The sequence below is a fragment of the Ethanoligenens sp. genome, assembly GCF_047718355.1.
GTDB lineage: Bacteria > Bacillota > Clostridia > Oscillospirales > Ethanoligenentaceae > Ethanoligenens.
Genome location: NZ_JBDNLG010000038.1, coordinates 4,265 through 24,614, shown reverse-complemented (window position 1 = coordinate 24,614; position 20,350 = coordinate 4,265). Strand labels below are relative to the sequence as shown.

19 protein-coding genes are annotated in these 20,350 nt (G+C 51.3%); 9 read left to right on the top strand and 10 right to left on the bottom strand.

What is annotated here, in order from left to right; translation table 11 throughout:
* From ABF463_RS07515 to ABF463_RS07480, 8 genes are all read right to left on the bottom strand, one after another.
* Window positions 1-953, bottom strand: a 953-nt coding sequence (locus ABF463_RS07515) for an AMP-binding protein (protein ID WP_415532964.1), incomplete at its 3' end; no start/stop codon positions are given.
* A 256-nt stretch (window positions 954-1,209) separates the two neighbouring features.
* Window positions 1,210-2,349, bottom strand: a complete 1,140-nt coding sequence (locus ABF463_RS07510; RefSeq protein ID WP_415532963.1) for an aminotransferase class V-fold PLP-dependent enzyme — start codon at window positions 2,347-2,349, stop codon at window positions 1,210-1,212.
* Entirely contained in the window at window positions 2,336-2,569 is a 234-nt protein-coding gene (locus ABF463_RS07505; RefSeq protein WP_415532962.1) for a putative Se/S carrier-like protein, read from the bottom strand. Before ABF463_RS07505 ends, ABF463_RS07510 begins: the two co-directional genes overlap by 14 nt.
* A gap of 187 nt (window positions 2,570-2,756) precedes the next feature.
* A complete protein-coding gene (gene ispF / locus ABF463_RS07500) occupies window positions 2,757-3,230 on the bottom strand; it encodes a 2-C-methyl-D-erythritol 2,4-cyclodiphosphate synthase (protein ID WP_415532961.1) in 474 nt (157 codons plus the stop codon).
* Window positions 3,227-3,925, bottom strand: coding sequence for a 2-C-methyl-D-erythritol 4-phosphate cytidylyltransferase (ispD, locus tag ABF463_RS07495; RefSeq protein ID WP_415532960.1), 699 nt, complete (start codon window positions 3,923-3,925; stop codon window positions 3,227-3,229). The genes ispF and ispD overlap by 4 nt, the downstream gene beginning before the upstream one ends.
* Before the next feature lie 25 nt (window positions 3,926-3,950).
* Window positions 3,951-4,604 carry a Crp/Fnr family transcriptional regulator gene (locus ABF463_RS07490; RefSeq protein WP_415532959.1) on the bottom strand — a complete coding sequence of 218 codons (654 nt, stop codon included), beginning with the start codon at window positions 4,602-4,604 and terminating at the stop codon, window positions 3,951-3,953.
* Window positions 4,605-4,697: 93 nt separating this feature from the next.
* Window positions 4,698-5,012 (bottom strand): thioredoxin, encoded by a 315-nt coding sequence (trxA, locus tag ABF463_RS07485; protein ID WP_415532958.1) that lies wholly within the window; start codon window positions 5,010-5,012, stop codon window positions 4,698-4,700.
* A 235-nt stretch (window positions 5,013-5,247) separates the two neighbouring features.
* The gene (locus ABF463_RS07480) at window positions 5,248-6,444 is read right to left on the bottom strand and encodes a S1C family serine protease (protein ID WP_415532957.1); all 1,197 of its coding nucleotides are present in this window, start codon (window positions 6,442-6,444) and stop codon (window positions 5,248-5,250) included.
* Between the two features lie 243 nt (window positions 6,445-6,687).
* Between ABF463_RS07480 and ABF463_RS07475 the strand changes: the two genes are divergently transcribed.
* The 8 genes from ABF463_RS07475 (at window position 6,688) to ABF463_RS07440 (ending at window position 17,250) form a co-directional block, all read left to right on the top strand.
* Window positions 6,688-7,575 carry a fructose bisphosphate aldolase gene (locus tag ABF463_RS07475; protein ID WP_415532956.1) on the top strand — a complete coding sequence of 296 codons (888 nt, stop codon included), beginning with the start codon at window positions 6,688-6,690 and terminating at the stop codon, window positions 7,573-7,575.
* Window positions 7,576-7,789: 214 nt separating this feature from the next.
* Window positions 7,790-9,712 carry a PrkA family serine protein kinase gene (locus ABF463_RS07470; RefSeq protein ID WP_415532955.1) on the top strand — a complete coding sequence of 641 codons (1,923 nt, stop codon included), beginning with the start codon at window positions 7,790-7,792 and terminating at the stop codon, window positions 9,710-9,712.
* Window positions 9,713-9,716: 4 nt separating this feature from the next.
* The gene (gene yhbH / locus ABF463_RS07465; RefSeq protein WP_415532954.1) at window positions 9,717-10,889 is read left to right on the top strand and encodes a sporulation protein YhbH; all 1,173 of its coding nucleotides are present in this window, start codon (window positions 9,717-9,719) and stop codon (window positions 10,887-10,889) included.
* Between the two features lies 1 nt (window position 10,890).
* The gene (locus tag ABF463_RS07460; RefSeq protein WP_415532953.1) at window positions 10,891-12,252 is read left to right on the top strand and encodes a SpoVR family protein; all 1,362 of its coding nucleotides are present in this window, start codon (window positions 10,891-10,893) and stop codon (window positions 12,250-12,252) included.
* Between the two features lie 523 nt (window positions 12,253-12,775).
* On the top strand, window positions 12,776-13,258 hold the full coding sequence (locus tag ABF463_RS07455; protein ID WP_415532952.1) for an urease accessory protein UreE: 483 nt from the start codon (window positions 12,776-12,778) through the stop codon (window positions 13,256-13,258).
* A gap of 213 nt (window positions 13,259-13,471) precedes the next feature.
* Window positions 13,472-14,335, top strand: a complete 864-nt coding sequence (gene cdaA / locus ABF463_RS07450; RefSeq protein WP_415532951.1) for a diadenylate cyclase CdaA — start codon at window positions 13,472-13,474, stop codon at window positions 14,333-14,335.
* Window positions 14,332-15,582 (top strand): YbbR-like domain-containing protein, encoded by a 1,251-nt coding sequence (locus tag ABF463_RS07445; RefSeq protein WP_415532950.1) that lies wholly within the window; start codon window positions 14,332-14,334, stop codon window positions 15,580-15,582. The genes cdaA and ABF463_RS07445 overlap by 4 nt, the downstream gene beginning before the upstream one ends.
* Before the next feature lie 75 nt (window positions 15,583-15,657).
* A complete protein-coding gene (locus tag ABF463_RS07440; protein WP_415532949.1) occupies window positions 15,658-17,250 on the top strand; it encodes an NAD(P)/FAD-dependent oxidoreductase in 1,593 nt (530 codons plus the stop codon).
* Between the two features lie 95 nt (window positions 17,251-17,345).
* Here the strand turns inward: ABF463_RS07440 and wecB are convergent, their stop codons facing one another.
* Entirely contained in the window at window positions 17,346-18,521 is a 1,176-nt protein-coding gene (gene wecB, locus ABF463_RS07435) for a non-hydrolyzing UDP-N-acetylglucosamine 2-epimerase (protein WP_415532948.1), read from the bottom strand.
* A gap of 77 nt (window positions 18,522-18,598) precedes the next feature.
* Window positions 18,599-19,528, bottom strand: a complete 930-nt coding sequence (locus tag ABF463_RS07430; RefSeq protein ID WP_415532947.1) for a hypothetical protein — start codon at window positions 19,526-19,528, stop codon at window positions 18,599-18,601.
* Between the two features lie 176 nt (window positions 19,529-19,704).
* On the opposite strand from ABF463_RS07430, the gene ABF463_RS07425 reads away from it, so the two are divergent.
* Window positions 19,705-20,199: a DUF1648 domain-containing protein gene (locus tag ABF463_RS07425; protein WP_415532946.1), complete on the top strand. Its 495-nt coding sequence runs from the start codon at window positions 19,705-19,707 to the stop codon at window positions 20,197-20,199.
* Window positions 20,200-20,350: the final 151 nt, after the last annotated feature.

Here is a 20,350-nt window from a genome sequence, read left to right as displayed (position 1 = left end):
ATGGTCGCGTGTTCAATAGATGAAAGGTCGTGCCCGGCCATCCCCTCTTTGATGAAAAAGCGGTAAACCGTCGGCGGCGCGCAAAACGTGGTGATATGGTATTTCTCAATTTTTCCAAGCAGCTTATCAGGATCGAATTTATCAAAATCATAGACAAAGATAGGCGCTTCCATAATCCATTGCCCATAGATCTTACCCCATGAGGCTTTTGCCCAACCGGTTTCCGCCACGGTCAAGTGTAAGCCGTTTGGATTGACGCACTGCCAGTGTTTTGCGGTAATAATATGCCCCAACGGGTAGGAATGGTCATGCAGAACCATCTTGGGCATGGCGGTGGTACCGGATGTAAAATACATCAGAAGCGGGTCATGAACAGAATGACCGGATGGACGAGGAAAATAGCCATCCGCATGTTCAACGCCTTCCGCAAATGACAGCCAACCCGGACGGGTGCCGCGCGCAATTATTTTCAACTCCATGGATGGCACTTCTTTTTGTGCCTTGTCCACAAAATCAGCGGTCTCACCATCCGCGGTACAGAGGATGGCTTTCACCGATGCTGCTTTGAACCGATACGCAAGATCTTTTTTGGTAAGCTGTGCCGTAGCGGGAATGGCTACGGCACCCAGTTTATGCAGTGCCAGCATGGCTATCCAGTATTCATAATGGCGCTTAAGGATGAGCATGACCATGTCGCCCTTTTGGATGCCCGCACAAGCAAAGAAATTGGCCGCCTTTTCACTCAGCACCCGCAATTGTCCGAACGTAAACTCTTCCTCTCTGCCGGACTCATCACACCACACCAACGCGCGTTTGTCCGGTTCCAGTTCGGCAAGCTTGTCCACAATATCGTAAGCAAAATGAAACGTTTCCGGGACGTTGACCCGGAATGTTTTAAGCAAGCCTTTTTCGTCATAGGTTTCTTCCACATAGTCCTGATGGATATTCTGCATGTTCGATCCCCTGTTTCCCCCAACGCCAATATGATCATCGGGTGATTCTTTGTTTTTCACAGCATTGTGCACAGAAAAGAGCCGCACCGTCTGTACACGGAACGGCCCTGAAAACTCATACAACTTTTTGGCATATAGAACCAAATCGTTTTTGACTAACAACTTGAATATATTGTTTATAAAAAATGGAAACAGTTTGATTTTAACAAAAGCCATCCCGTTTGTCAATGGCGGATACCTCCGCAAGAGGCACTGCCTATTCAGCCGCTATTTTTTTGGCTGCTGAGAGCAATGCCGCAATATGATCCGGTGTATTGAAAGCACCGATACTGGCACGCACCATACCCTGATTGATGGTGCCAAAGGCCAGATGTGCCACTGGCGCACAATGCAGTCCTCCGCGCAAGGCAAACCCCATCTTATCGAGTTTGGCGGTCACTTCCACACTTGACCGCTCTCCGATGTTAAATGAAACAACCGGAACATACCCATTATTGAAGGGGCGCGGCGTATAGAGGCGCACCCCGGGAATCTGGTGCAGACCATCATATAACATCCGCGCCATCCGCATTTCTTTCACATAGGATTCTTGTCCTCTTGCACGTGCAAAACGGACGCCCGCGTGCAGTCCGGCTATGCCCGGTGCATTAACCGTGCCGCTTTCAAACCGATCCGGCATGAGCGCGGGTTGTTCCAGATCGACGGAATTGCTGCCTGTTCCCCCTTCAATCAATGTTTCCAATGCCTCGCCGTTCACGGCTATCAGGATGCCCGTGCCCATCGGCCCATACAGGCTCTTGTGGCCGGGCATACAAAGATAATCAATATGACAGGCTTGCATGTCGATTGGCAGCATTCCGGCAGACTGCGAAGCATCCACCAAAAACGGGATGCCTTTTTCATGGCAAAGTGCGCCAATATCGGCAATTGGCAAAACACGGCCGCACAAGTTGGACGCGTGGGTGCAGGCGACCAGTGCTGTATCCGGCCTTAAAGCGGCTTCAAAATTCTGGAGAGTACGCACATCGTCCGCCAAATCTACAACTGCTGCCGTATACGGTATCTGCAATTTGTGCAGAGGACGCATCACGGCATTATGTTCCAAGTTGGATGTGACAACATGTGCTGCACGCTCCCGTCTGGCAAGCGCACCCTTTAAAGCAAAATTGATTGCGTATGTGGCATTGAGTGTAAACGAAACGCATTCCACTCCCGGCGCGTGAAAATAAGACGAAATTGCTTTTCGGCAGGCATACACCGTTTCCGCCGCTTCCATGGACAATTTGTGCCCGCTGCGTCCTGGATTTGCCCCCGTCTCGCGGATGAAACGCGAAACGGCGGCGCCCACCTGCGGGGGTTTGGGAAAACTGGTGGCGGCATTGTCAAAGTAGATCATTATAATCACCGCCTGATTTAATGATGCGCACATGCGCCGCGTCTAATAGTGCTACCGCCTGTTGCAGCGGATAATTCCGAATCATAAGCAGAAAGTGACAGCCACAGCTGGAAATCTCCTTGGGCGCGCGTTCCACTCGCACCCGGCAGCCTTTCCGTTCGAGTATATCCCGGCCCTTATATGCATACGTGATGGAACTGACGACGACATAGCCGCCCATGCCTTTCACCTCACGGTTTCAGCGGCAGCGGAATACCGGAGCCGTCAAAAAAATAGTAGCCGAACAGGATGCACCTCTTGCCGGGGTGCGTGATTGTTCGGTACTATCAGTGTATGCATGAGACTACATGATGGTCATTATGTTTGTCCGGATATACGATTACAATTTAAGCCCAGTCCGCCGGCACTCACCGCTCGCGCAGCAAACAAACCGCATGTGTGCTGATACCTTCCAGCCGTCCGGTAAATCCCATATGTTCCTCAGTGGTGGCCTTGATATTGACAGCACCCGTATCCACACCGCAGACCTGCGCGATGTTTTTGCGCATTTGGAGGATGTATGCCGCAAGTTTAGGGGCCTGTGCGATCACAGTCGCATCAATATTGCCAACGGAAAACCCCTCGCCCGCAATCCGCACGCATACCTCGCGCAGCAGCAGCAGACTGTCCGCATCTTTAAATCGCTTGTCCGTGTCGGGGAACAATTGACCGATATCCCCCAATGCCGCAGCGCCCAGCAGTGCGTCCATAATAGCATGTACCAGCACATCCGCGTCCGAATGCCCATCCAGTCCCTGGGCATAGGGAATCTCAACACCGCCCAACAGCAGCCTGCGTCCGTCTGCAAAACGATGTGCGTCATACCCGTGTCCAATCCTCATGCGTTTGCCTTTCTTTTGCGCAGGAGCGCCGTTGCCGCGTCCATGTCCTCCGGTGTGGTGATCTTCAAATTGGCATAATCTCCTTCCACCAGCCGTACCTTTCCGCCGATAGCCTCCACCAATTGGCAGTCATCTGTATAATCTGCACCCGCTGTCTCGGCGGCATCGAACGCACGCGCCAGCAGCGATGTTCGAAAGACCTGCGGCGTCTGCACGGCCCAAAGGCGCGCACGCTCAGGTGTTTGCATCACATAACCCCAGTCGTCGGTCACTTTAACGGTATCCTTTACTTTCACGGCAGCCGCCGACGCACCGCAATCGAACGCGGCGCGCACTGCCCGCTCAATACAGGCAGGTGTGACAAGCGGTCGTGCGCCGTCATGAATAGCAAGATACGTACCGGATGCCAACGCCATCCCCGCGCGCACTGAAAGCTGCCGGGTAGAACCGCCTGCAACTGTGCCGACCATTTTTTCACACCCCTCTGCAATCCGCTCAGCTTCCGCCATCTCGTTGGGGCGCGTTACCAGCACAATCTCGGTAATGAGGGGACACTGTGCAAATGCCTCCAGCGCGTACATGAGCACCGGACGTCCGCAAAGCGGCAAAAAAGGCTTGGCAATTCCGCCCATGCGCCGTCCGTTGCCCGCCGCTACAATGATGGCAGTCACCGTTTGTTCTGCTTGTTCAATCATATCCTGTCCTTTCTTCTGTGCGTTGTCACGGTTCCGGTTTTTCCAGCAATGAGATCTTTCCGCGCTCGGTCTGAAGAAACCCTGCCCGCTGCATTTTCTTCAGGCACCTGGTGACAACCTCACGCGACGTGCCGAGCCGTGCGGCCAACTGCGCATGTGTCGTGTAAAGCGGTATCCGCCCGCTCCCCGTATTCTCCCGAATATACTCATACAGCCGTTCACTAACATTTTTAAATGTCATTTTTTCTACCAAATCAATAATGGCGTTGAACTTTTTATACATGCATGAAAAAATAAACTGTTGAAGCTGTGGCGAGACGCTGTAGAGATAAAAAAATGCGCTGCTCGGTATGATAGCAATCAGACTTTCCTGCATAGCTGCCAAGGACACATCAGCCACGGGTGTTTCCTGCGCCACCATACAATTCACCGTTAACAAAGCGGCCTCACCCGGAAAAACGCTGTAAAGCGCCACTTCCCTTCCGCTTTCCGATACCTTATACACCTTCAATTCTCCGGAGAGAACAAACACCACTCCCACACATTTGGAATGCTCCCGCACCACAACTTCGCCTGCGTACAGCTGATGCGGAACGGCAGACTGCAAAAAACGCCTGCGTTCGTCATCGGGCATTTGATTGAGAAATGGGAAACAGGTTGTCCATTCTTTTTGCATCATACCAGAACCTCATTTCTTTCCACAGAGCCACGCACAGCAAGAGCCGCGTGCCTCGTCCTGCGAAGCGCGCGGCTCTAAAAAGCACCTGTTGCCCTAAATCCCCAATTGCTGCCGAATGTCCTCTTTGGGTCTCGCACCCACAGAAGTAGCGGCAACCGCCCCGCCTTTGACCAGCACCAGCGTGGGAATGCTCATCACGCCAAATTGGGACGCCAGTTCCGGTTCCTCATCCACGTTGACCTTGGCAACCTTGATGGAGTCGCTCAGTTCCTCAGAAAGTTCCTCTACAATGGGAGAAACCATCCTGCACGGGCCGCACCATGTCGCCCAAAAATCAACCAGCACTGGTTTTTCTTCCTGTAAAACGACCTCTTTGAAATTGTCTTTTGTAACTGCAATGGCTGCCATTTTGAACACTCCCTTAAATTTGTTTCAACTGCGTTTCAATGCCTAAACCAGCTTTAGGGGGCCGTGAAGCAGTTGCTGTTATTGTTTTTTATAGTATACCACTTGGATGTCTGTTTGAATGTGACAACTATCACACTCAACCAATTTCAACTTGCTTATTTTTTATAGTATACACCCTTTGTGTGACCAAATACAAATACTTTGTAAAATCTTTGAGAAGCTATTGGGCAATTTTTCACCAATCGCCATTGGTGGCAGCCACCGCGCCTTTGTCTTCCAGCAAGGCAACAGCAATCTGGTAGGTTTTCCCGTCCCCTCTGCGGAAAAGCGTCAGCTTCAGCGTCTCCCCCGGCTTATGCTTGTCGCGCAGATTGATCAGGTCGTCGGTCGTCTTGACCGTCTGACCATCCACAGCCGTGATGATATCATCGGCCTTGACGCCATTTTGTTCGGCACTGCTGCCCGGCTCCACATATCCGATATAGATGCCCTGCGGGATATGGTTAATCTGCGCAGTGACCGTATCAATTTCCCGACAGTTCAGACCGAATTTCACGCGTCCTTTTACATAACCATACCGCAAAATAGAATCGACGATCGGTTGAGCCGTGCAGATTGGAATGGAAAAACCCAGTCCCTCATACCCGGTTTGCGCAATCTTGGCAGAGTTGATGCCAATGACTTGCCCATACATATTGACCAACGCCCCTCCGGAATTGCCGGGATTGATGGCGGCATCGGTCTGGATGAGGTTCATCGGCCCATTACCCACATCGACATTTCGATTCAGAGCAGAAATAATGCCCTGTGTTACGGAACCAGCCAGTTCCAAACCGGAGGGGTTACCCACCGCTATGACCTGCTGACCCACTTTGCACTGCTCTGAATCACCAAACTGGGCATAAGGCAGTTTCTGCGCATTAATTTTCACGACAGCAAGATCGGTGCGCGCATCAGTTCCCACCAGCGCCGCGGTATAATGTTTGCCATTGCGCAGAACCACATCCAAATGGTTGGCGCCCTCCACCACATGATTGTTGGTGATGATGCGCCCATCCGCGCTCATAAGGATTCCGGACCCCTCGCCGGTTTCACTCAACGATCCCTTTTGATATTGCACAATGCCCACCACTGCGGGCAGGATACGTGCCGCTGCCTGCTCGGTCGTAAGCTGTCCGCCGCCCGGCTTATCCCGCACCGAGAGCACACCGGAAGATGAACCTGTTTGGTTGAAATGCGCCAACAGCATCCCGCCTGCCCGCGTATGGGTCAGGACCAGAGAACCAATCAACACCGCGCACAGTACAAAAACCGCAATGTTGAGCACTTGCAGATGAAATCGACCCTTCTTCTCTGTCGGTTGTGCTTTTTCATGGCACTTGCCGCCAAACACCCGATTCACTTTTTTCAGCCCCATTGGCATCACCCTCATTTTCGCCTCCGCGCATCTATACGCGGTATTGATAAATGGTATGTAGGCGGACAAGAGGGCATGAACAATTTTTCTCCTGCTATTCCTGAAAGAAAAAACAACAAGTATTGCTCTTTTCCAGCCGTTTGTTCAGAGGTTCCTTCGTTCTTTCTCAAGAAAGAACGAAGGAATCCGTTTTTCAGCCATAAACGTGTTATAATAATAATGAACAGCATTATGTTCAGACATAGGAGGGAAACTATCATGAATCAAGAACAACTTAATCGCATCCAAACCGGCAAAGGGTTTATCGCTGCATTGGATCAAAGCGGCGGAAGTACACCCAAAGCTCTCCTGCAATACGGCATTGATACAAGCAGCTACCATACGGACGAAGAGATGTTCCAATTGGTACACGCCATGCGGACCCGCATCATCAAGAGCCCCGCGTTCAGCGCGGAACATATTTTAGGTGCCATTTTATTTGAAAACACGATGGACCGCACCATTGACGGCGCATTTACCGCTGATTTTCTCTGGAAGCAAAAGGGTATCGTTTCCTTTTTAAAGGTCGATAAAGGGCTGGACACACAGGCAAACGGCGTGCAGCTTATGAAACCTATCCAAGGTCTGGATAAGCTGCTGAAAAAGGCCGTCGAAAAGCATATTTTTGGCACCAAGATGCGTTCGCTGATCAAAGAGGCAAACGCAAAGGGCATCCGTCAAATCGTCGCACAGCAATTCGATCTCGGCAAACAGATCTTTGCCGCCGGGCTGGTTCCCATTATCGAACCCGAGGTGGATATCCACAGCGCGGACAAACAACACTCCGAGGAACTTTTGAAGAAAGAGATCCTCGCCCAATTGACCGCTCTGAATCCGGATGTAAAAGTGATGTTGAAACTTTCCATCCCCACACAGGACGATTTTTACAGCGACCTGATGAAAAATGAGCATGTCGTGCGGGTGGTGGCACTTTCCGGCGGCTATACGCAAAATGAAGCAAACGAGAAGTTGGCGCGTAACCATGGACTGATCGCCAGCTTTTCGCGTGCGCTGGCACAGGGACTGACTGCACAGCAAACGGACGAAGCTTTTGACAAGCTGTTGTCCGACTCCATCCAGTCCATTTACCATGCATCCATCACCTGACAGAGATACAACAGGCCTCTGTCATACAGTATCCTTTCTTAAAACAGCGTCTTTCGGGACACTGTTTTATTTTTTTGCAAACACCTCCGGAGCGGCATTGTACCGCGTTCCCCCTCCCGAATGTCGAAAATTGCGGTTGTAACATTCCGAAATGATTCATATACTGTAGCATTTACAGTATCTTCATCCGTGTCATGAAACAAGGGAGGATTCCATGGATTTTAGCGAATTGCTTGAGGAAGACCGTGCCAGCCGAAAAAAGCAAAACTTTGAGGGTACATTACTGGAGTATTTGCATATAGTCGCACAAAACCCCGACATAGCAAAGCTCGCGCACAAACGCATGTACGATGTCATTATAAGCAAAGGTGTCGAGACCATCCAACCTGAGGAAAACACCCGTGTCAAAAAGCTATATGGCAATGAGGCCGTCAAACGGTACAACTTCTTCAAAGAGGATTTCTTCGGCATCGACAAAACCATCATGAAAATCGTCAATTACTTTTATTCCGCATCCATGCAAGGTGAGGAATCCAGACAGGTCTTATATCTGGTCGGGCCTGTCGGCTCTGGTAAATCCTCTCTGGTGGAAGCGCTCAAGCAGGCACTGGAAGCATGCGATCCGATTTACGCGCTCAAAGGCTGCCCTATGCGGGAAGACCCATTGCATCTCATCCCCAAACATTTGCGCCCACGATTTGAGGAACTGCTCGGCGTGAAGATCGAAGGCGATCTCTGCCCTGTCTGCCGATACCGGCTCAAAGAGGAATATCACGGGGAATATGAAAAATTTCCCGTGGTCACATCGGACTTTTCCATCCGCGCGCGCAAGGGTGTGGGTGTGGTGCCGCCGGTGGACCCCAATAACCAGGACACCTCCGTGCTGACCGGTAGCGTCGATATTTCCAAACTCGATCTCTATGCGGAAGACGACCCGCGCGCTTTATCCCTCAACGGTGCGTTCGATGTAGGCAACCGCGGCATCGTTGAATTTATTGAGGTGTTCAAGAATGATGTGGAATACCTGCACACCCTCATTACGGCAACACAGGAAAAATCCATTCCCTCTCCCGGCAAGGGACCGATGATCTATTTCGACGGCATCATTCTCGCACATTCCAACGAATCCGAATGGAACCGCTTCAAATCCGACCACACGAATGAAGCCATCCTTGACCGCATTGTCAAGGTGGAAGTCCCCTACTGCCTTGAGTTGAACGAGGAATCCAAAATTTACGATAAAATCCTTAAAAAAAGCCGGTTTCACGCGCACATTGCGCCGCACACCATCGAGGTGGCCTCAATGTTCGCCATCCTCACGCGGCTCACCCCATCCGCCAAAGTTGATCCCCTAATCAAACTGAAAATCTACAACGGCGAGGAGATCGTGGAAAAAGGCACGACCATGCGCATCGACATCAGTGAGCTGCGGGAGGAAGCAGGGCGGCGCGAAGGACTGTCCGGTGTTTCCACACGCTTCATCATCAAAGCCATCGACAATGCACTGACCGACTCCGAGCATGACTGCATCAACCCGATTGATGTGATGGAAAGCATCTTTAAGTCGGTCAAAGACCTTGATATCAATGAGGATGACAAAAAACGCTATCTCACTCTCTTGCAGGACACCGTACGCAAAGAATACCACAAGGTACTGGAAAAAGAGATTACCAAAGCGTTTATCCACAGTTTCAAAGACCAGGCGGAAAGCCTGTTCAACAACTATCTGGACCATGCGGAAGCCTTTGTCAACAAAACAAAAATCAAAGACGCGGCCACGGGAGAAATCCTCGACCCGGACGAAAAATTTCTGCGCTCCATCGAGGAACACATCGGCATTTCGGAAAGCTCTGCCAAAGGATTTCGGCAGGATGTCACCTCCTACATGTTCTACCTAATGCGCAAGGGCGAAACCATCACCTACACCTGCTATGAACCTTTGAAAGACGCCATTGAGAAAAAGTTAACCGAATCGGTCCGCGAACTCTCACGCATCATTACCAAATCAAAAATCCGCGACAACGAGCAGAGCGAAAAATACAACGCGATGGTCGAGCAGCTAAAAGCCAATGGGTACTGCGACCAGTGCTGTGATGTCATTCTGAAATATGCCGCAAACAATCTGTGGAGGGATTGAGGGTATGGCTGTTTTCAGAGAATCCAACCCGTTACACCATGACCGTGCAGCCGAAGACCGCCGCCGCCACCGTCAACTTGTGGAGGATTCCATCAAGAAAAATCTGCCCGACATCCTTTCAGAAGAAGCCATCATCGGGCAAAGTAAAAACCGCAAGATCAAGATCCCCATCCGCGGCATGAAAGAATATGAATTTATCTACGGCGGCGGGGGCGGCAAAGGTGTGGGGAGCGGAAGCGGCTCCGAGAAGCGGGGCGACAAAGTTGGCAGCGACAAATCCGGCCAGAGAAACGGCACCGGAAAAGCCGGCAGCGAAGAGGGAGAAGACATCTACGAAACAGAGCTGACGATTGAAGAAATCATTAGCTACCTGTTTGAGGATCTGCATCTCCCCTACCTTGACCGCAAACGTCTCTCCGAGGTCTGGACGGAACACGCACGCAAAAAATCCGGCTACCAGAGCAAGGGCATTCCGCCAAGACTCGCCAAAAAGCGCTCGGTCATTGAGAAACTCAAGCGCAAGCAAGGCATGAAACGAGCATTGACAGAACAGGGTGTTCGGAAAAAGATTGTCCGCTTCCCGTTCAAGGAAGACGATATCAAGTACTACCGGATGCATGTCACCAAAAAACGTGAATCCAATGCGGTGGTCTTCTGCATCATGGATGCGTCCGGCTCTATGGATCAAACCAAAAAGTATCTGGCACGGTCATTCTATTTTCTGATGGTGCGTTTTGTCAAACTGCGCTACATCCATGTAGATGTAGTATTCATCGCACACTCCACAGTTGCCAAAGAAGTCAGCGAAGCGGAGTTTTTTCACAAGGTGGAATCTGGCGGCACCTATATGTCCAGCGGCTACAAGCTGGCGCTGGAACTCATTGAGCAGCGATATAACCCGACCTATTGGAACATCTACGCCTTCCATGCAAGCGACGGCGACAACTGGACAGACGACAATGAAAGAGCCGTTCAGGCCGCCAAAGCACTCTGTGACATCTCCAATTTGTTTGGCTATATCGAGATTTCGCCCGGCACTTACGAAAGCACCATGCGCAGGCTTTATTCCTCCCGCATCAAGAAACAGAATTTTGCACTTGGGCGCATCTCACAGAAAGAGGATGTCTGGCCCACGTTTAAAAACGTGCTGCAATCAGACCGGAAAGAGGGCGGATGAATTGCCGTACACACTGGCCGACCTTGAAAACTGGAATGCGAAAATTGAAACGCTTTCACGCGCCTCTGGGCTTGACTACTACCCGCAGGAATTTGAACTGGTGGATTACAACGAGATGATCGGCTATGAGGCCTATACGGGAATGCCCTCGCGTTACCCCCACTGGAGCTTTGGCAAGTCCTATGAGAAAATCAAGACGCTCTACCGATACAACTTGTCTGGTCTGCCTTATGAAATGGTCATCAACTCCAATCCCTGCATCGCCTACCTCATCCGAGACAACACCCTGCTGCTCCAAATTCTTACCATGGCACACGTGTTCGGTCACAACGACTTTTTCAAAAACAATCGGCTATTCAAGGAAGGAACCGATGCCGACCGTACTATGGATCTGTTTCGCAGCCACGCCATGATGATCCGGGGATATATCAACGACCCCGGTATCGGCTATGCCAGAGTTGAGGAGATGCTGAATGCTGCCCATGCGGTCAAGCTGCAAATTGGGCGGACAATTGGTGAAAAACGCAAAAGCAACGCGGATTGCAGACAGGAACGCATTGAGCAATACAATAAGCAGACTGTTCCGCGCAGCATTCTGGAGCCGCACGTCGCCGTCCCGCAGCCCGACCTCGGCAAAATACCGCTTGAGCCGGAAGATGATCTGCTCACTTTCATTATCGAGCACGGCGATCTGGAAGAGTGGCAGCAAACCGTTTTGAGTGCCGTGCGGGAAGAAGCCGCCTATTTCATCCCCCAGATTGAAACCAAGATCATGAACGAGGGATGGGCAAGTTATTGGCACTATACCACTTTGAAAAATTTGAATCTGCCGCCCGACCTGCATCTGGAATTTATCAAACGGCACAACGATGTTGTGCGGCCTATTCCCGGCGGACTAAACCCATATTTTCTGGGATTTGAAATGCTGCGGGATATTGCCGAACGTTACGGTACGGACAAAATTTTTGAAGTGCGGGCGCTGGAACGGGATGCCTCCTTCATCCGCAAATACCTCACGCGGGAACTCTGCGAGCGGCTGCATTTATTTGAATACGCCAAGCAGGCATCCGATTATTTTGTAGAAGAAATTCCTGACGAAATCGGATGGAAAAAAATACGTGACATGCTGGCTGACACAACCGGCATGGGCACGATACCCTATATCCGGGTGATCGACATGTCTCGCAAAGACAAAACCCTGACGCTGGAGCATGTTTACGACGGGCGGGAACTACAGGCGGACTATATGGAAGAAACTTTGAAATATTTGTATGACCTGTGGAAGCATCCTGTTGTGCTGCACACCAAACATAACCATGTAAACCGCATCATTCGTTGCGAAGACCGGCATATCCGATACTGAGTCTTGTTTGTAAAAAAACAGCAGACACCGCCGCACGCGACATTCGGCCGCGTGCGGCGGTGTCTGCCGGTTTTATGGCATCCAAAGCGCCTGTCGCTCCACTCCAGCCAATTTGGCAAAAAAATGGACAGCTACACAGCAAAACGGCATATGTTACAGTATATGGACGCACCTGTACAGTAAGAAGGCTCTGAAAGTGCAGAGATTCCGAACCCTATTCATCTCGATTTTCCTATTGACAAGTACTGTACCTTTTATTGGCCAACATATTTTGCAGCGCATAGACAATTTTTAGATTGATCCATCCATAAAATCTGTTGAATTTGATGGAATATTGTTTTATAATAGAATATAGTAACATGGGGAGTGTCAGCCGAGATCGGTTTTTACATATTCTGTGACGAAAGATTTACTTCTGCATTGATTCTATATATGCATATCATATCCAGCCAGGGTTAAAATCAATTTCACCCAACCCCATACACACCGTTTCCACTATAAGATAAGCTGGAGGGATGTCTCTATGTTTTCAACCGGCATACAAGGTAATCTGTCCCAGTTCGAAAAAAATGGCAGAGAGATTGACTACGTCCAAATTGATTGGTGCGATGCAGACAAACACATCCTTCGTCTATCCACAAAAGCAGGCCGCAACATTGGCATCCGCAAGCCGGAAGGCGCCATACTGCATGATGGTGACGTGCTTTACAATGATGATCAGTTGATTGTGGCTGTGCATGTCCAACCTGTTGCGGTACTCCGCGTCCGCTTGAACAGTGCTGAACAGGCGGCTTTAATTGGATACGAACTTGGAAACCGCCATATACCCATTTCCATCACAAACAGTATCTTAGAAACTCCTTTTGATGAATCGGCAGAGATTTATCTGGTGAAAATGGGATTTTCACCTCAACGCATAGAAACGCTTCCCCATGAGCACATCTCTCAACAACATCATAGTGAGCTGTCCCCCCACACGGAAGAGACGGCTGTGCATATCGATTGACCGACAATCCAGTGGAGGAAGTTTTCATTCCTCCGCTTTTTTTTGCCCGCATTTTATGTTACAATAAAGCAGACGTATTTTGGTGCGGATTCTGCGGATTTACATCCGGTTTTTCAAAAAACATCCTCAACAAAGGCGTCTTGCAACTGAAACAGCATATTGCTGGCTGCATGCACCGACATGCGCCTGTCATCAAAATAAAGGGTGCGCAAATTGATCAATATCATTTATAACGGTTTGCAGACGTTTTTCAGCGTCATGAAAACCTTTACCATCTGGGATGCGATTGATATCGCGCTCGTGGGTTTTATCATTTATAAAGGCATCCAGCTTGTCCGTGAAACACGCGCGGAGCAGCTGGTCAAAGGTCTTTTGCTGTTGGTCATTGCCTATAATCTGTCGCTTTGGCTCAACTTGAAAGCCATGTCGTTTTTGCTCGTCACTGTGGTACAGTTTGGGTTTGTAGCCATCATTGTGCTTTTTCAGCCTGAGCTTCGCAGTGTATTGGAACATATGGGCAGCTCAGGGATGGATAAATTCCGCTACTTCGGTTTTGGCGGGAAAGAGGAAGACACTTATACCAAAGAAGCAATTGCGGCTGTCTGTTCTGCCGCCGCCATGCTGCAAAAAAATCGCATCGGTGCGCTGATCTTATTTGAACGCAACACCAAGCTTGGCGAGATTGCCAAAACCGGCACGATGGTCAACGCGGATGTCAGCGCTGAATTGGTGGAAAATATTTTCTATCCCAAGTCGCCGCTGCATGACGGCGCTATGATCATCCGCTCTGGGCGGGTGTTTGCCGCGGGTTGCTTTCTGCCTCTTTCACAGAACCAGGAAGTCAGCCGCGAACTGGGCACCCGGCATCGAGCGGCTTTAGGAATCAGCGAAAGCGCCGATGTGCTGGTGGTTGTGGTCTCTGAGGAAACCGGGGTCATCTCATTGGTAGAACGCGGTATCATCAAGCGCAACCTGACGACCGACACACTGCGCATTGCGTTGGAAAAAGGGTTGCTTTCGGAGACTGCCTCCAAAAAAAATGGGTTCACATCCGGATTTAAGGTGTTTCGAAAATGAAAGATAAAGGTTTTTTAGATCGGCTGATGCACAATGTGTTGTTTTTGCGCATTTTTTCAGTTGCCGCCGCATTTGCCATCTGGTTCATCGTGGTCGTCAGTGTCAGTCCCAACTACACGCGAACCATCTCAGGCATACCGGTTACCGTTGATACAAAAAGCGGTTTTCTGGCTGATGCGGGACTGGGCTTGGTAGATAAACTCAGTCAGAACGTATCGATTAACGTATCCGGGCCACGTGCAATCATCGGCAAGCTGGATGCAAGTTATTTTACCGTCACCCCCGATGTCACACCAGTCACAAAATCAGGCAGCTACTCTTTGCAGTTGAGCGCAGCTTTGAAAACGCCCAACAGTCAGGTACACATCAACACGGTCTCTCCGGATCAAATTCGAATGCAATTTGACACGGTTGCTTCCAAAACGCTTCCGGTAACCGTGAAAGTACAAAATAGCAAAGTGGCCGATGGTTTTGTTATGGAGACCGCTACCACATCTCCCAAAGAAGTCGTTATTTCTGGCCCGTCCGCCGAGGTCGCGCAGATATCCGAGGTACACGCGGAAGTCAATTTAGGCGAAGGAGCCAGCACAACCTATAACGGAAAAACCAAATTGAAATTGATCGGTTCATCGGGTGACACGCTGGATCTGGATCATGTCAAGCTCAGCGCCTCCACCGTAATGGTAACCGTACCGGTATTCAAAACCAGCACAACGCCGTTAAAAGTAACTTTCAAAAATCTCCCCATCGGATTCGATACCAAGAACCTGCAATATACAATTGATCCATCATCGCTGCATATTGCAGGGACCGCAAAGGAAATCAATACGCTAAGCCAAATCAATCTGGGTACGGTCGATTTCCTCACATTGTCGCTTACCAATCAGATTAACATGCCGATCACGCTCAATGGTACATTGCAAAATCTGGACAACACCGCCAGTGCAACGGTCAATATCAACCTGCTCGATACCTTGACACAAATGTTGAGCACACAGAATATCCAAGTGCTCAACACACCGTCCGGTTACCGTGTGCAGTTACGCACCAGGCAGATCAGCAATATCCAGTTATACGGGCCTGCTTCCCAGATGGCCACGCCTCCTGAGGTGTCGGCTGTAATCAATATGTCCACCGCGTTAAACGGCACCGGACAGTATGTGGTGCCAGTCACAATCAATACGCCGGCAGGGTTCTGGACAACCGGCAGCTACACTGCTGTCATTCAGGTGAGCAAAACAAAATGACCGGTTCGGGCTCATTCATATGCACACAGTATGCGGTGGCAATCCCACCGCTTTTTTGTATAAGCAGGAGGAAATATGTCCGTCATTGTCCGCAATATCCGGCTTCCTTTAGAAGCCGAAGATGCGCAAGCACTCACAGCTGCTCTGCGCATCGCTAAGCTGCCCCGTACAGCACAGGAGCAAGCTTACGTGGTGAAATGCACACCCGACTTGCGGCACCAGCGAGCGCATCTGGTCTATACCGTCGGAATTGATCTGACAGAAGAGGAAGAAACCGTAGCCGTACAGCGCGCCGCTTCCCCCGATGTCATCCGGCGGCACACCGCGCCATTCGCCCCCAAACCTGGTACGGAACACTTGCGCGGTCGTCCCGTCATCGTAGGGTTTGGTCCGGCAGGTATGTTTGCCGGGTGGCTGCTGGCACATTATGGTTATCAGCCTCTTATTTTGGAACGCGGAGCACCGGTAGAACAACGTTTTAAAGATGTCCGCCATTTCTGGCAAACCGGCGAACTCAACACGCAGTCCAATGTGCAATTCGGCGAAGGCGGGGCCGGCACTTTCTCCGACGGCAAACTGACGACCCGCATCGGCGATCCGCTGTGTGAACAGGTACTCAAGTTGTTTGTCCGGTTTGGTGCGCCCGTGTCCATTGCCCGCCTTGCAAAACCGCACATCGGTACTGACCTGCTGCGCAGTATTGTGCGCGCCATCCGTACCGATATTCTGGAGCATGGCGGCGATATTCGCTTTGGCACCCAACTGACTGGACTCCATCTTCAAGCAGGGCGGTTGGAAAAAGCCTGTGCGGACAAGGAATGCGTGGAAACCGGTGCACTGATTCTGGCGGCTGGTCATAGCGCACGGGATACCTTTGAAATGCTGCTGCAAAACGGGGTGCAGGTCATTCCCAAACCCTTTTCGGTGGGTGTGCGCATTGAGCATCTGCAAGAGCAGATTGATCGGGCGCTCTATGGTTCCTATACCGGGCATCCCCATCTGCCCAAAGGAGAATATCAGCTTTCCCTGCGGCAGGGAACAAAGGCCGTATATACCTTCTGCATGTGTCCCGGCGGCACAGTTGTGGCGGCAGCTTCGGAACAGGGCGGCGTGGTGACCAACGGCATGAGTAACTTCAAACGGGATGGAAGCAACGCCAATGCTGCGCTGGTCGCTTCAGTAGACGCGTTTCCCGCTCCGCTGGACGGTGTGGCGTTTCAGCGGTGTTTGGAACAAGCCGCTTTTGCGGCGGGCGGCGGACGATTCCGCGCGCCCTGCCAAACAGTTGGTGGTTTTTTGAACGGGCAGACCGCATTGCCCGGTGCGGAAGTTTCTCCTTCTTATCCGGCAGGTGTTTCCCCTGCCCGGTTGGACACGCTCTTACCACCTCCTGTTACGCAGTTGCTGCAAACCGGATTGCGTGCCTTCGATAAGCGCCTGCATGGATTCTCTGCGCCGCAGTCTGTGCTGACCGGGGTGGAAACCCGCACATCTTCGCCCGTGCGTATTCCGCGCGGGGAAACCTATATGGCACTTGGCATTGATGGGCTCTATCCCGCGGGTGAGGGCGCCGGGTATGCAGGCGGCATCATGAGTGCCGCCGTGGATGGGCTACGTGTCGCGGCGGCCATCATTGAGCGGTTTGCCTCGCCGAAAACAACCCCCTGACCTATCGTACTCTTCCAGCGATTCAAAAGTCCCCCTCCGGCAAGCGGAGGGGGACTTTTAAATCGCTACATTTCGTTCGCGTATCCCTACTACCATTATGGTTCCGGCACAAAATCCGTCGGCTTGTCGCCGCACCCAAACAGATACAGCAATGCCTGTGCAATACGCGTACATGCATGGCCATCGCCATACGGATTGGCCGCGTGTGCCATACGTGCGTAAGCCGACGCATCAGTCAGCAGTTCTTTGGTCAGTGTATAAATACGTGCCGTTTCCACGCCTGCCATTTTCACCGTGCCCGCGCGCACCGCTTCCGGACGCTCCGTTTCAGTACGCAACACCAAAACCGGGCGGCCAAGAGCGGGTGCTTCTTCCTGCAATCCGCCGCTGTCCGTCAGCACCAAATAAGCGCGGGACATCAAATTGTGCATATCGTCCACATCCAGTGGGTCGCACAACCGTACATTCGGGAGGCTGCCCAGCATCTCATACGCGGGTGTGCGCACAGCCGGGTTGGGATGTACCGGATAAATGATACGTACTTTCGGAAACTCCTCCGCGACCTGCCGCACCGCCGTAAAAATCTGACGCAACGGCGCCCCCAAATTTTCCCGCCGGTGTGCGGTCAACAGAATCATGCGGTCGCCCGTTTGCGGCATATTCTGTAAAGCGGGGGATTTGAAGGTGTAATCCTCCCGCACGGTATAAGAAAGCGCATCGATTGCCGTGTTGCCGGTGACAAAGATCGGCGCTTGGATATGCTCAGACAATAAGTTCTCACGATTGGCGGGCGTAGGTGAAAAATGCACCGACGCCATCGGTGCGACCAACCGCCGATTCAGTTCTTCCGGAAACGGTGAAAACATATCAAACGAACGCAGACCCGCTTCCACATGCCCCACCGGTACATTCTGATAAAATGCGGACAATGCGCTGGCAAATGTCGTAGTCGTGTCGCCATGCACCAGCATGATGTGTGGCCTGCACTCCTTTAAAACATTCTCCACGCCGGTCAGGACGGAAGTAGTGATATAAGATAGTGTCTGCGCAGTCTTCATGATGTCCAAGTCAAAATCCGGCCGCACCTGAAAGATGTCCAGCACAGCATCCAGCATTTGCCGGTGTTGTGCGGTCACGCACAAAAGTGGTTCAAAGTGCGCATCTTTTTGCAGGGTACGGTATAACGGCGCCATTTTCACCGCTTCCGGACGCGTACCAAACACAAACAACACGCGGATTTTTTCAGATTCTTTTTTCTTCATAAAAGACATGTATTTCATCCTTTGGTTTCGTTCTAATGGTAGTATACCACGCCGCCCATGCGCGACGCAAACCAAACTACCCGGTGTTACGTCCCCTGCCCCGCCCCGCGCACTGCTCTTTGCAGAGCGGTGTAATCTGAACGGGTGCGCACGGCATTCGTTTCATTATAAAACAGATAGGTGTCATCTTTCATTTTCACGGCAATATACGGCGGATGCCGCGTATAAATGAAAAATACCACTTTTTCACCATGAACGCGGAACGTTCCTCGTGCCCAGTTGGATGTAGCCCCGCCATTGGTATGATAGGAGTCATCCGGCACGGCATCGGTCAGCGAAACCGACTGCATTTGCGCCAGAGGCACAGATGTGCCAAAAAGCGGGCAATCAATGGTCAATGCATCTTTTTGCAGGGAAAAGCGCGGTGAGCTGAAATCGAGCATCGGCAGCGGCGTCAGCACACCGACCAAAATAAGCGCCGCCACCGCCATAAGAACAATAAAGGTCGCTTTTGCCTTGGGATTGCCCAGATTGAACGCCATCCCGTTGTGCATTCGTCCCGGAACGGTGAACGATGGGTCTTGCGGGTTGCAATAATACAGCCCGTGTTTCCAGTAGACATCATTTTTATACGGTTCGTCGGATGGCGCGGTAATCCATCCGCATTCCTGCTTGCAGGCCGCCAGCCGACGATTTGCCAGAGCATACGGGCGTATGACCACAAAAAAGAGCAACGCAGCCACCCACGCGAACAGATACGCGACTTGTACCGAAGGATATGCGCCAAGCAACTCAATCGGCAGACAGCATACCGCGCCCGCCGCCAGCCGTATCCCGCACTGCTTATCATACCCTTTTTGGACAGCCTTCACGGCAGGACTGGACAGCTCTCCCGCCGGCAAAGTCACGCCAAACAGCAGACTGCCATCCGTGCAGGCGGCACTGCGTTGCACCACCCAAAGCATCAACAATATAAACGCGCTCATTCCCAGCCAAAACCATGACAAAGCATCCATGTCCATCCCGCTTTCCAATTTGCCGCAACCGCCGTATCAAGCGATTTTCATCTGTCCACGCCCTCATTATAACCATCTTTTTTAAAATTGCAAGCAAGTGCTTGACAACGCAAGAAAAGGCTCTATACTGATGGCTGTACGCAAAAAACGACCGACTTCTCAGGGAGTGACAGATTATGAAAAAGCGCTTTCCCCTCACCCGGTTCCAACTTGTGTGTGAGATTCTGCTCGCCGTGCTGGCTACGCTGCCATTCATTCTACTTCCATTATATTGGAACAAGATTCCCAACAAAATACCCACTCATTTTGGCATTGCAGGTGCGGCGGACGCATGGGGCGGCAAAGAGAGCATCTGGATTGTGCCCTGCATGGCAGCCGGGCTGTACTGGTTCATCACCTTGCTTTTTTTACTGGTGCCTCCCAGCGCGTGTAACACCCCCGAGTACGTCACAGATGAAAACCACGTGGATTACGTCCGCATCATGCGCTGGATGATGCTCTTTGTCAAACTCTGCATGCTGAGTATTTTATATCAAACGCTATGGACACAAGTACACGCATACGCAACAGATCCCGCTTGGTCACTACCGCTCAACCTTGGCATCTTATTGGGAGGCGTCATTTTATTTTTGGTGTATACCCACAAAAAATTCGGCAGAAAAACTTCTTAGAAGCATAGATATAAGTTGAGGGCGGCCAACCCTAGGTTTTGCGCCCGCGCCGGTTTGGCGTTACGCGTGTGGGTCCTGGGGGTGCCCCAATACCGCCCCCCCTTGGCGGCCCCACCGGTAGCCCCCCCGGCGGTGGCGTTTAAACAACTGA